The organism is Streptococcus sp. 3613, from assembly GCF_013277375.1.
Taxonomy (GTDB): domain Bacteria; phylum Bacillota; class Bacilli; order Lactobacillales; family Streptococcaceae; genus Streptococcus; species Streptococcus pseudopneumoniae.
Genome location: NZ_VMMV01000036.1, coordinates 1 through 13,194 on the forward strand (window position 1 = coordinate 1; position 13,194 = coordinate 13,194).

Genomic DNA, 13,194 nt, shown 5'->3' on the forward strand with positions numbered 1-13,194 from the left:
GGAGCTGTTGATGCCCATACAGGCGAATCATTTTTCTTAATCGCTGGTGGATGTCATACTGAGTGGATGAACGCCTTTTTAGAAGAGCTTTCACAAGCTTATCCAGATGATTATCTTTTACTCGTTATGGACAATGCCATATGGCATAAATCAAGTACCTTAAAGATTCCGACTAATATTGGCTTTACCTTTATTCCTCCATACACACCAGAGATGAACCCCATTGAACAAGTGTGGAAAGAGATTCGTAAACGTGGATTTAAGAATAAAGCCTTTCGAACTTTGGAAGATGTCATGAATCAACTTCAAGATGTTATACAAGGACTGGAGAAGGAGGTGATAACGTCCATCGTTAATCGGAGATGGACTAGAATGCTTTTTGAAAGTAGATGAGTATTAAAACATGGTTTTGAGGTTGTAGATAGAACTGACGAAGTCAGTAACCATATATACGGCAAGGCGACGCTGACGTGGTTTGAAGAGATTTTCGAAGAGTAGCAAAATGGAAAAAGGAGTGAGTGAAGTACATCGCCTCCCCACTCCTTTTTCTGTTTTTAGGCTGTTTTTTCAACCTTCAAGATTTTTACATCATAGCTACCAACAGGCGTTTCAATGGTTGCTGTATCACCTGTTTTCTTGCCAATCAAGGCTTGTCCAATTGGGCTTTCATTTGAAACTTTACCTGCAAAGGCATCCGCACCCGCTGAACCTACGATAATATAAACTTCTTCTTCGTCCTCACCAATTTCTTGGATGGTGACTGTTTTACCAATCGCTACTTCGTCCTGGGCAACTGCGTCGCTATTGACGATTTCAGCATAGCGGATTTTTGTTTCTAAGCTAGAGATTTGTCCTTCGACAAAGGCTTGTTCATCCTTAGCTGCTTCGTACTCACTGTTTTCTGAAAGGTCACCGTATGAACGGGCAATCTTAATGCGTTCTACCACTTCTGGTCGACGAACCAATTTCAATTCTTCTAATTCTTTTTCAAGTTTTTCCTTTTCCTCAAGGGTCATAGGATATGTTTTTTCTGCCATTTTTCTCAACTTTCTTCTAATAATATTTTCTAAAGAAAATTATGTGAAGTATCACATAATTTTAGTTTGTTTGGTTTAATTTGCTGTTGACATGTTCAGCGACATTGCGATCGTGGTCTTCTTGATTATTAGCATAGTAGACCTTGCCTTCTGTGACATCTGCTACAAAGTAGAGGTTATCGCTCTTAGTTTGATTGATGCTTGACTCAATCGCATCCAGACTTGGACTATCGACTGGACCAGGCATGAGACCTACATTTTTATAAACATTATAAGGTGAATCAATGTTGGTATCAATCGCAACATCCTCAGCTAAGCTGATATTTTGCCCCAGTTTTCCTTGGGCATACAAGATTGCAATATTACTTTGAAGTGGCATATCACGATTCAAACGATTGTAGAATACACCTGCAATGAGCTTACGATCTTCTGTCTTGGCACCTTCTTTTTCGACCAAGGAAGCAATGGTCAACAACTCATTGACAGTCAAGTTTTTAGATTTGATAGTACTATAGTAAGGAGATAGGTTCTTATCCATAGCAGCTAACATCTCATCAATCAAGCTCTCAACAGTTGTGCTTTCCTTGATAGAATAAGTAGCTGGGAAAAGGTATCCTTCCAAACGATAACGCGCACCACTATCTTTTGCAGGCAAACTTTCCAATAAAGTAGGATATTTGGCTACTGCTTGACTGATAAACGTCTCATCTTGAACTTTTGCCAAGAAAGCCTCCGCTGTCAAAGACTCTTTGAAGTCACCTTCCAATTGACCCACAGCTTGTGCAATCTGATCCAAGGTATAACCTTCTGGAATTGTCAAAGTCGCAAGTACAGGTTCTTGCGGTTCATCTGTTCCACCTTTTTGCAACTCTTTGAGTAAGTCTTCTGTACTCATACTCTTTTGCAAATTGTAGTAACCCGCTTTCAAGTCGGTATAATTTTTATACTTGGCATAAAAGCTAAAAATCAGACCATGCTTTACCAAACCAGCTTTTTCAAGCGTCGTACCGATTTCTTGAACGTTTGAACCTTCTGGAATTCCAACCGTCACATATTTCTTAGAATTAGCATCGATAGGTAACAAAGAATCTAGCACGTACTGGTAACCAAAGTAACCACCTGCTGAGAGCAAGGCAAGGAATACAAGGAATGAAATCACAAAAGCTTTCACATGTGACTTCTTCTCTTTCTTAGACTTAACGGGTTTTGCTCCTTCTCTACGGCTACGACGTGGTGTATCGCTGATGATATCCACTGTTTCTGTAGCAGGCGTAGGTGTTTCTGGACCTGCTTGTTCTGCTTTTTTCTCTGCCGTCTTATAGGAAACAGCTACCCTTGTTGGGGTTTCATTGTATTCTCTTTCAAATTTCTTAGGTCTAACAGGACCTGGACCTGGTCCTGGTCTTGAACCACTTTCTTCCGCTGGAGAAGAAGGTACATCTTGACTTGGGTGAGTAGGCACGGTAGGAGCTTTTCTCATAATCTCCTCTACCGTTGACAAGGAATCAGCCATGAGTTCTTCAGCTGAAGGTTCATTTGCAGGAGTGCGAACTACTGCCTTATCTTCTTTCAGAACTTCATCATAGCCTTTTACTTTTTCTAAATCTCTCAGAATCTGCTCTTTAAAGCTTAATTTCTCTTCTTCTCTTGACTTTTCACTCAAAAGTTTTTCCTCCTTGTTGACAATCCATAATATTATATCTTAAAAGTCCAAGAAAAGCAACCTATGATACTTTTCCTAGCTTATTTTTTCGTTTCCCAAACCATATCATACCAGGTTTCCCCTGCAAAGGTTGACTGGGACAAGCCTTCATTGACAAATCCGTGCTTTTCATAGTAGGCGATGAGATAGTCATGACAGGTTAGGTTAATGCCATCTCTCTTATCTTCAAGAGCAACTTCTTTCAAGGCTATTAGTAATTTTTGTCCAAGTCCGAGGCCCTGTGCTTCTTTGGCAATAGAAAGACAGGTCACAGAGATATAACCACCAGGCTCATGACTATAGTCTTTTATTTCTTCTGTAAAGGACTGGTCTTGCAGATGGCGGTGTGGTCCAACTGGCCCTTCTATGTACCCCATGATTCTACCTACTTTTTCCGCAACCAGAAAAGAGGTCTGAATTTCTCGCAAATGCGATTCAAAAACAGATCGAGGAATAGCTTCTTCTACCGAGAAATTTTCTAGTTCAATCTCAACGATACGTTCTAAATCTTCTAATCTTGCTTGTCTGATCTTCATTGTACCTCCAGATAATAGGGATTAAACCAAATCATACTAAAACCCTGGCTAGTTTCATAAAGGGAAGTTTCTTCATCAATAAAACCGCTCATTTCAAAATAGGAAAGCAGCTCATCAGGACTCTTCAAACGAATCCCTTTGTAATCCAGCTCAACTGCCACCTCTTTCAAAGCCGCAAGAAGAAGTGTTCCCAATCCTTGTCTCTGATGGTCAGACTCAATGACTAAAGAATCTACTTTTAGACATTGCGGATTGTCTGACTGGGGACTTGATAGAATATAGCCTAAAAGTTGGTTTTCATCCCTAGCTAGAAGAAAGGTATCCGCACACTTACGGATACTTTCTTCTAAGATATGGGAAGGTTGCTGCTTTTCAGCCGGAAAAGACGAAGTTTGAAGTGCCTCTATCTCAGCCAAATCAGACTGACTTGCCTGAATGATCTTAATTGGAATTTCCATGAGAATAACCTATTGAACATTGCTTGTCAAGTTAGACAAGAGTCGTTCAAATGAATATTCATAGGTTTGGATATCTCCTGCTCCCATAAAGACATAGACAGCATTGTCATGGTCAAGGAGTGGTGAAACATTTTCAACAGTGATCACTTGGTGTTTCTTGTTGATTTTATTAGCTAGGTCTTCTACCTTGACATCTCCATGGTCTACCTCACGAGCTGACCCATAAATTTGCGCTAGGTAAACAGCATCTGCTTGGTTTAAAGCGTGGGCAAAGTCATCTAACAAGGCAATGGTTCTTGTAAAGGTATGCGGTTGGAAGACTGCTACAATTTCCTTGCTTGGGTATTTTTGACGAGCCGCATCCAAGGTCGCAATAATTTCTGTTGGATGGTGAGCAAAGTCATCGATAATCACTGTATCATTGACAATTTTCTCAGTGAAACGACGCTTAACACCAGCAAATGTTTTCAAGTGCTCACGCACCAAGTTCAAATCAAATCCTGCTGTGTAAAGAAGACCAATAACGGTTGTCGCATTCATGATATTGTGACGACCAAAGGTTGGGATGTGGAATTGACCCAATTCTTGTCCACGGAAATGAACAGTGAAGGTTGAACCAGTTGTTGAACGAAGAAGATCACTAGCTACAAAATCATTGCCTTCTACTTCAAAACCATAATAATAAATTGGTGCATCAGACGTAATTTTACGCAATTCTGCATCTTCACCATAGACAAAAAGACCCTTGGTAATTTGTTTGGCATAGTCGTTAAAGGCATTGAAAACATCCTCTAGACTTGTGAAATAGTCTGGATGGTCAAAGTCAATGTTGGTGATAATAGAGTATTCTGGGTGGTAAGGCATGAAATGGCGCTCATATTCGTCAGATTCAAAGACAAAATATTTGGCATTGGCCGAACCACGACCTGTCCCATCCCCAATCAAGAAGCTGGTATCTGTGATGTGAGACAAGACATGAGACAACATACCTGTCGTTGAAGTTTTTCCATGTGCTCCTGCTACTCCCATGCTAACAAAGTCACGCATAAAGCTTCCTAGGAACTCATGGTAACGTTTGTAGCTGATACCATTTTGGTCTGCATAGGCAATTTCGACGTTGTTATCTGGACGAAAGGCATTTCCAGCGATAATTTCCATATCACCGTCTAGATTCTTTTCATCAAAAGGAAGAATGGTAATTCCTGCCTGCTCAAGACCTCGTTGAGTAAAGTAGTACTTTTCAACATCTGAACCCTGTACCTTATGCCCCATTTGGTGCAACATCAAGGCCAAGGCACTCATCCCTGATCCCTTAATCCCGATAAAATGATATGTCTTTGGCATGTTTTCTCCCCTATTCTGTAATTCTGGTCAGATTCAACTCTTGGGCAACCCGACGTTCTTGTTCTGTTTGTTTACTTTTTTTATTGTAGATTTGGCTCTTCTTTAGAAAATCATAGTTGTTTTTCTTTGGAGCAGGTGCTGACACTTCTTCATTCTTGGTAGGGATAGAATGAACTTCCTCCGCTAAGATATAATGAGACTGGGTCAATTTTTGGCTATATCTGACAAATTCACCAGGATTTTCCTTTTGGAAAGGAGTTGTCGGTTGGTTGCCCTGTCTAAGAAGGCCTGATTTAGAATGACGTCTCGCACGGCTGAAATCCTGAGTTAGATAGTTAGCAGAGCGTTTCTTTTTCAAGTCTGCACGCGCTTCTTCACGCGCCACCTCCGCATAGCTCTTTCCTTCTTTTTTTACCCCTAAAGGAGCCTTTTTAGGTTTCTCTACTTGCTTTTCAAGCGGTTTTGCTGGTTTTTCTTCAGCAATAGGAGCCCATTCTAAATAATTTTTATCCCGATACTCACCCTTGATATTACTGATCAGATCAGACTCATCGTACAAGTTCATGACTGGCATTTCAGTCAGCATGACCTCGTCATCTGACACCAATGGAAATCGTTCTTGTTTCATTTTCTATTTCCTTTCAACACTTCATTATAGCGTATTGTCTTGATTTTTCAAGTGCTGGCTTCAGAAATTCCCAAAATTTCTCTAATTTCTGCTAGGGTGAGACTGCCACGTGACTCTGTGCCGTCCAATACTTGTGACACCAGATGTTTCTTTTGTTCTTGGAGTTCCTGAATTTTTTCTTCAATGGTTCCCTTGGTCACCAAGCGATAGACCTCAACCGTTTCTTCCTGACCCATCCGATGGGCACGGCCAATGGCTTGCGCCTCAACAGCAGGATTCCACCAAAGATCGACCAAGATAACCGTATCAGCACCTGTCAGGTTCAGACCGACACCACCAGCCTTGAGGGAAATCAGAAAGGCATCTCTTTCCCCTTGGTTAAAGGCCTTGGTCATGTCTTGTCTTTCCTTGGCTGGGGTTGAACCCGTAATTTTAAAGGAAGTCAAGCCCAAGTCTGGCAGTTCTTGTTCAATTTTCTCCAACATTCCCTTGAACTGCGAGAAAATCAAGACACGGTGTCCGCCGTCTGCCACCTGTACCAGCAGGTCTCGGAGACTATCCAGTTTGCCACTGGCTCCCTGATAATCTTCCATAAAGAGGGCAGGAGTGTCACAGATTTGGCGCAAGCGCATCAGACCAGACAAGATTTCCACACGACTTCGCTGAAATTCCTGATCTGACACTTGAGCCAATCTATCTCTCATCTGTTGCAACTGGGCTAGGTAGATAGCCTTTTGCTGGTCTTCCAGTTCATTCTTATAAACTACTTCAATCAAATCTGGCAATTCAGTCAGCACTTCTTCTTTCTTGCGCCTCATCACGAAAGGCTTGATAAACTGAGCAACGCGCTCAGCTGGTAATTTCATAAATTCTTTCTTGCTTGGCAAAAGTCCTGGCATGACGATTTGGAAAATAGACCACAACTCACCCAGATGGTTTTCAATCGGAGTTCCTGACAAGGCAAAGACAGACGGCACCACAAATTGTCTCAAAGTCTGAGCAATCTTGGTCTGGGCGTTTTTCATGACCTGAGCCTCATCTAAGAAAAGGAAGTCAAAGGCCATCCCCTGATAAAGCTCACTGTCCTGACGGAAGGTAGCATAGCTCGTCACATAGATTTGATGGCTATCAGCAAGAATCTCTTCACGACTAGCTTTCAAACCATGAACAACAGCCACATCCAACTGTGGGGCAAACTTCTGAAATTCATCTGCCCAGTTGTAAATCAAACCTGACGGTGCTAAAATCAAGACCCGACTTTCTTTTGTCACTTGACTGGTCAAAAAAGCAATAGTCTGCAGGGTTTTACCAAGTCCCATATCATCAGCCAAAATTCCACCAAAACCATAGTGATGGAGCATTTGCAGCCAGCCGATTCCCTTTTCCTGATAATCTCGCAAATCGGCCTGAACCTGAGTTGCTTGTCTAGGGAAGTCCTCTGGATGCGTCAAGTCGTGAGCCAGATTCTGGAATTCTTGTGAAAAAGAAACACGGTCTCGCCCTTCAAAGAGATGAGCTAAACTGTAGGCCAAGGATTTCCGAGCCTGCAAGGTCCCATCTTTTAATTCAAACTGCCCCAGTTCCTGTAGATTTTGGCGAATTTTCTTGGTTTCTTCATCGAAAAAGTAGACTCGATTGGACGAATCAATGTAAAAATCTTGATTGGCAACCAAGGCCTGCATGGCTTGATCAATTTCCTCTTGGGCAATATCTTGAAAATCAAATTGGATTTCCAAGAGACCTCCCTTGGAAGCAATCTGCACTTGAGGGCTTGCTAGGTTATAGAGTTCTTCTAACTTGTCTGATAGGTCAACATTCCCGAGTTTTTCAAAGACTGGAATGATTTCGTGGAAGAAATGATAGACAGACTCTGCTTTTAGGGCCTGACGCCAAGATTGAAAATCGGCTTCAAAGCCCGCAGCCAAACAGACTTGGAAAATTCTTTCTTCTAAGTCCGCGTCACTTGAAAATGGTAATTCTTCTAGCTCTTGTCGGCTAGATACCTGTCTATTTCCATAATCAAACTGAATTTCTAAACGAATCCGATTATCTTCTTCCCTGTCAAAGTAAAAAGAGGGCGCAAAAGTTTTGATTTGTAGACGTTCTGGAGCTGAAACGGGGCCCATCTGGATAAAAAGAGTCAGACAGGAGGCCAATTTGTCTCGGTCACTGCTATCAAATTGCAGGTATTTTTTCCCATGTTGATCCAAAGGCAACGCTTTGATTTCCTTGAGAAGACGCATCTGCTGGTCTGTTTGAAAATAAACCTGTCCTTTATGGAACAGCACAGCTCCCTGATAAAAGGCATTAACTCTTGGACTCTCTCTGATTTCCATTTCAAAATAATCCGAGTATTCTGTTACTGTAAAGGCAAATAGATTGGCATCAGCATGCATATCCTGAAAAAGTAGAACCTGATAGCTATCCACTTGATGGTCAAATTGAAAATGAGGCAAGGTCACCAGTAAATTCACACCCTGCTCAAAAAAGGTCAGAGGAAAAAAGAGATGCCGACCTTGGTTTTGGAAAAAGAGGTCTGGAGCCTGTCCTTCCTCCATCAGTCCACGCAAGAAAGTCAGAAGTTCTTGACTAGCCTCATCAAAGGCTTCCCAAGACAAGGATTCCTCATAAGTTTTGCCAATCATATAAGACTTTCTCTGCTCGACAATCCTTAAGAAAAGTGGAATATCTCGAATGACATAGTATTTTTGGCTATTGATTTGGCCGATTCTCAGAGTCCACAAGATATGATTGGTTCCTGCTTCCACCTGACCCACAGCTGATAACTCATAGGCGCATTCTGATTTTGGAGATAAAATTCGATCCAAAAACTTGCCACCCAAGGTCACCTTGGTTTCAACGGCCTCTTTTTCTTCATGACCTTCTTCCAGACTCCACAAGATTTCCTGACCACGCTCATCATTTTTCAGAAAATGCTCTAGCGCTGCCAAATGCACACAGTAGCCCCTCTTTTGAAAAAAATTACAGGCACAAAAAACCAAATCATCCTCTAAACTATAGCGCAGTTCTTCTTCTGCAACGCGAGCATAGAGCCGATTGTTCTTTTCCTTGATGATATCAACCTTACCAGTTTCATAAAGGGCAACACCTTCGATACGGACTTTCCCCGGAATCAATTTAGCCATATTTTCACCTTTACCTTATCTTTTTATTATACCATATTTTCGCCTATGAAAATAGCCTTCTAGGAAGACTTTTCTCCTAGAAGACTGGATTTTTAACGTTTGGCAAAAGTAGCCACAATCCGCTGACAGACTTCTTGCAACAGAGATTTGGGCATAGCTATATTGATGCGAGCATGGAGACTTCCTTCCTCTCCAAAATCCAAACCACGGTTGAGGATAACCTTGGATTCATTTCTCAACAACTCTTGCAATGTTTCATCAGTCAGGTCATAGGCTGAAAAGTCAAGCCAAATCAAGTAGGTACCTTGCGGTTTCATGACCTTGATTTTAGTCTCTTTTCCAAATAAATCCACCACATAATTGATGTGGTCTTCAAAGACTTGCTTGAGTTCCTCTAACCAATCCTTCCCATAGCGATAGGCAGCTTCTGTCGCCAAATAACCCAAGCCTGAAATTTCATGCTGATTATTGGCCAACTGGCGTTTTTGGAAAGCCAGTCGCAACTTAGGATTTTCAATAACTGCATAGGAATTTTTTGTTCCAGCGATGTTAAAGGTTTTAGTGGCACTGCTCAAGACAATCGCAAATTCTTTAAAATCAGGATTGACAGTATTGAAAGACTGGTGTTTGTGACCAAAGAGGGTCAAATCTTGGTGAATCTCATCTGAAACCAAGAAAACACCGTGTTTTTGGCAGAGTTGGCCAATCTTCTCCAACACTTCTTTTTCCCAAACACGTCCACCAGGATTGTGAGGATTGCAAAGAATATAGAGTTTAACCTCCTCTTCCACCAAATCCTTTTCAAGTTGGTCAAAGTCAATCTCAAACAGACCATCCTTTTCCACTAAGGAATTAGTAATCAATCTACGGTTGTTCAACTTGACACTGCGAGCAAAGGGTGGATAGACAGGTGTGTTAATCAGAACCGCTTCGCCTTCTTTTGTAAAGGCTTGAATAGCTATTGAGATGGCTGGTACCACACCCTCGATAAAGACAAGAGCCTCTTTGTCAAAGTGGTAACCGTGTTGTGTGGCTTCCCACTTTTGAACTTCCTTAATTAACTCTTCACTGGCATAGGTATAGCCATAAACCAGTTGATCCGCATAAGTTTGCACGGCTTGGCGGATTTCAGGCAAGACTACAAAGTCCATATCCGCTATCCAAGCTGGTAGGACTTCACTATCCGTTTCTGCTTCTTTCCATTTAAAGGTATGATGCCCTAAACGGTTTGGCAGGCTTGTAAAATCATATTTTCCCATCTTTGTCTTATCCTTCCAAGGCTTGGCGCAAATCTGCAATCAAATCTCTAGCATCCTCAATCCCAATTGACAAGCGCAAGAGGTCATCTGTCAAACCATAAGAATGGCGTACTTCTGCTGGAATATCAGCATGAGTTTGAGTCGTTGGATAAGTAATAAGACTTTCCACTCCACCCAAACTTTCCGCAAAAGAGAAGACCTTGAGACTGTTCAAAATATGAGGAATGCGTGTTTCATCGGCTACTTTAAAGGAAATCATGCCTCCACGACCAGTGTAGAGAACTTCCTTAACTGCTGGAGAATCCTTCAAAAAGGCAACCACTTCTTGGGCGTTAGCTGTTGAACGCTCCATACGAAGAGACAAGGTCTTGAGACCACGAATCAATTGATAACTGTCAAATGGCGACAAGACTGCTCCTGTCGTATTGAGATTGTAGAAAAGCTTCTCGTATAGTTCTAAACTATTGGTCACAACCACTCCAGCCAAGACATCATTGTGGCCTGCTAGATACTTGGTTGCTGAATGGAGAACCATATCTGCTCCATCTTCAATCGGACGTTGGTAGATAGGGCTGTAGAAGGTATTGTCCACCACCACTTTGGCACCCTTAGCATGAGCCAATTTTGCTAGTTTTTCGATATCAAATTCCAACATTAAGGGATTGGTTGGGGTTTCGATATAGAGAACATCCACATCCTTTTCTAACTCGGCAATCAACTCTTTTTCTGTATTGGCATAGGTAAAATGAAAATGACCTTCCTGCTCCACTTGGTTAAACCAGCGAAAAGAACCACCGTAAAGATCACGCACTGCCAAGACCTTACTTCCTACTGGAAAGACGCTAAAGGCCAGTACAATAGCTGACATCCCTGAGCTAGTCGCTAGGGCATAGTCTGCTGACTCAATAGCCGCCAAGACTTCCTCAGCCTTACTACGAGTTGGATTTTTAGTGCGCGTATAGTCAAACCCAGTAGATCGACCAAACTCTGGATGCTGATAGGTCGTTGAAAAATGAAGCGGTGTCACCAAAGCTCCTGTCGCTTCATCTGACTTGATACCCGCCTGGGCCAAAATTGTGTTAATGTGTAATTCCTTGCTCATACAATACCTCCAAATCTATAGTAACTATTGTACCACTTATTTTCATCAACTCATTTTCTTCTTTTCAAGAGCTAGTTATAGTTTTAAACTATATAAAAAGGGAGTTTTTCCTGCTCCCTTTAATAGACTATAAAATGGTGAATCTCAAAAGACACCTTCACTCTATCATTTGCTCCTGCACAAAACGAGCATAACGCTCATGATTTTCCAGTAGTTCCTTATGAGTTCCTGAGCCAGTGATTTTCCCCTCCTCTAAGAAGAAAATACAATCCACATCTTTTACCGTTGACAAACGATGCGCTATAATCACAACCGTCTTCTCCTTTAGTACAGAATAGAGGCTACTGATAATCGCATACTCAGAATCCGCATCAAGATTAGCAGTGGCTTCATCAAATATAAGAATTTCAGCATCTTTTAAGTAGGCTCTAGCTATTTGAAGTCTTTGGCTTTGTCCCCCTGACAAGAGTCGTCCGCGTTCACCAACCTCAGTATCTAGTCCCTCTTTCATGGAGCGAATCTCATCACCTAGTGATACTAAGTCTAGCACTTTCATCAATTCATCATCAGTTACTAAGCGATTCAAACCGAGACAAAGATTGTCACGAATACTGCCAGATAAGACTGCATTATTTTGTGAAACCCAAGCGATTTTACTTCTCCATTCTTTTAAGTTAAAATCATATATACTTGATTGCTCCATTAGAATATCTCCTGAAAGCGGTTTATAAAACCGCTCTAACAAACGCACAATCGTTGATTTTCCTGATCCAGATGGTCCAACAAAAGCAATTTTTTGCCCCTTGAAAATGGAGAAAGTAATATCCTTTAAGACAGGTCGATTTTCATCATAACCAAAATAGACATGGTTAAAATTCAACCCTTGTCCTGATACCGATTTTCCTCCCTCAAATTTTTCTTTAGGAACTGCAAGCAAGTTCTCCAGTGCAACTGAAGATCCCTTACTCCTAGAATAAACAGTTACAAAATTAGCTATATTACTAATAGGATTAAGTAATTGAAAGAGGTAAATCAAAAACGAAACCAAGGTTCCCACAGATATATATCCTGCGCTGACCCGATAACCCCCATAGGTTAGCATCACAGCTATAGTCGCAAAGATAAATAAGAGAGCAAACGGGGTCTCAAAAGAAGTAATCCTATCTGATTTCAGTGAATTGTTTTGTACCCTTTCAATACAATTATCCAAAACATCCTGTACACTTTTCTCTGCTTGGTTAGTCTTAATTAATTCATGTTCTTGAATCTTTTCAGTCAATTGCCCTGTTAAAAATCCGATTTCCTCCTGTAAACGACGACTATACTTTTCACTGATATTGGAAAGGGGCAAGATAATAAACATCATACAAGGAAGAGTGATGAATAAAAGTAGAGAAAGATTCCAATCAAGACTAAATAAGACTATGATGGAACCAAGTACCATAACTAAACTCAAAATAATATTTGGGAAAGTCGTAATTAAAAACTCACGAATGACACTCGTGTCATTGACAATGGCAGAAGTCAACTCCCCACTTTGGCTCTTATCAAAGAAGGATTTCTCTGCATAAATCAACCCCTCTATCACTTTTTTCCTGATTTTTGCTATCTTTTTTTCACCCGATTGACTAAACAGATAGTAACCAATAGAAGAAAACAAGGCTTGACCAATAAAAATCAAAAACGATTGAAATACTTTGGAACCTATATTTTCAATAGAACTCCCATCTATTAAACCCTTTAAGATAAGGGGAAGCAACAAAGCAAGTAGACTAGACAGAACAAGGAAGAAACTCCCCATAATCACCTTAGTATCTACTCTTAATAATTTTAATTTCATAAATACTCCTTATAATATTTCAACGGATAAAGTCAGGAATAACTCAATTTGAGGATAAAATCTAATAAATCTTCCTATAACAAAACGCATAACATCTAGGATTTTATATACCTGATATTATGCGTTTTTAAGCACAAAGACT

General features: G+C 41.0%; 11 protein-coding genes and 1 pseudogene. 1 reads left to right on the top strand and 11 read right to left on the bottom strand.

The window, feature by feature from the left end; genetic code table 11:
- Positions 1-393: IS630 family transposase (locus HT708_RS04195; RefSeq protein WP_172926030.1), on the top strand; the 393-nt coding region annotated here is incomplete at its 5' end.
- A 161-nt stretch (positions 394-554) separates the two neighbouring features.
- On the opposite strand, the gene greA is transcribed toward HT708_RS04195, so the two are convergent.
- From greA to HT708_RS11750, 11 genes and pseudogenes are all read right to left on the bottom strand, one after another.
- Positions 555-1,037, bottom strand: coding sequence for a transcription elongation factor GreA (greA, locus tag HT708_RS04200; protein ID WP_000818760.1), 483 nt, complete (start codon positions 1,035-1,037; stop codon positions 555-557).
- A 61-nt stretch (positions 1,038-1,098) separates the two neighbouring features.
- Positions 1,099-2,700 (bottom strand): endolytic transglycosylase MltG, encoded by a 1,602-nt coding sequence (gene mltG / locus HT708_RS04205; RefSeq protein ID WP_001291668.1) that lies wholly within the window; start codon positions 2,698-2,700, stop codon positions 1,099-1,101.
- An 80-nt stretch (positions 2,701-2,780) separates the two neighbouring features.
- Positions 2,781-3,275 (bottom strand): GNAT family N-acetyltransferase, encoded by a 495-nt coding sequence (locus tag HT708_RS04210; protein ID WP_000702440.1) that lies wholly within the window; start codon positions 3,273-3,275, stop codon positions 2,781-2,783.
- Entirely contained in the window at positions 3,272-3,733 is a 462-nt protein-coding gene (locus HT708_RS04215) for a GNAT family N-acetyltransferase (RefSeq protein ID WP_000405299.1), read from the bottom strand. The genes HT708_RS04210 and HT708_RS04215 overlap by 4 nt, the downstream gene beginning before the upstream one ends.
- Before the next feature lie 9 nt (positions 3,734-3,742).
- Positions 3,743-5,077, bottom strand: a complete 1,335-nt coding sequence (gene murC / locus HT708_RS04220) for a UDP-N-acetylmuramate--L-alanine ligase (protein ID WP_100127802.1) — start codon at positions 5,075-5,077, stop codon at positions 3,743-3,745.
- A gap of 10 nt (positions 5,078-5,087) precedes the next feature.
- Positions 5,088-5,705, bottom strand: coding sequence for a hypothetical protein (locus HT708_RS04225; RefSeq protein ID WP_000808213.1), 618 nt, complete (start codon positions 5,703-5,705; stop codon positions 5,088-5,090).
- A gap of 47 nt (positions 5,706-5,752) precedes the next feature.
- A complete protein-coding gene (locus tag HT708_RS04230) occupies positions 5,753-8,851 on the bottom strand; it encodes a DEAD/DEAH box helicase (RefSeq protein ID WP_172926031.1) in 3,099 nt (1,032 codons plus the stop codon).
- A gap of 92 nt (positions 8,852-8,943) precedes the next feature.
- Positions 8,944-10,110 (bottom strand): MalY/PatB family protein, encoded by a 1,167-nt coding sequence (locus HT708_RS04235; RefSeq protein WP_172926032.1) that lies wholly within the window; start codon positions 10,108-10,110, stop codon positions 8,944-8,946.
- Between the two features lie 7 nt (positions 10,111-10,117).
- Positions 10,118-11,212, bottom strand: coding sequence for a cystathionine gamma-synthase (locus tag HT708_RS04240; protein WP_138706460.1), 1,095 nt, complete (start codon positions 11,210-11,212; stop codon positions 10,118-10,120).
- Between the two features lie 157 nt (positions 11,213-11,369).
- Positions 11,370-12,092: an ATP-binding cassette domain-containing protein gene (locus HT708_RS11745; protein ID WP_025170631.1), complete on the bottom strand. Its 723-nt coding sequence runs from the start codon at positions 12,090-12,092 to the stop codon at positions 11,370-11,372.
- Positions 12,093-12,278: 186 nt separating this feature from the next.
- A pseudogene (locus HT708_RS11750) lies at positions 12,279-13,052 on the bottom strand (ABC transporter ATP-binding protein); the annotation flags it as partial.
- Between the last annotated feature and the right edge of the window lie 142 nt (positions 13,053-13,194).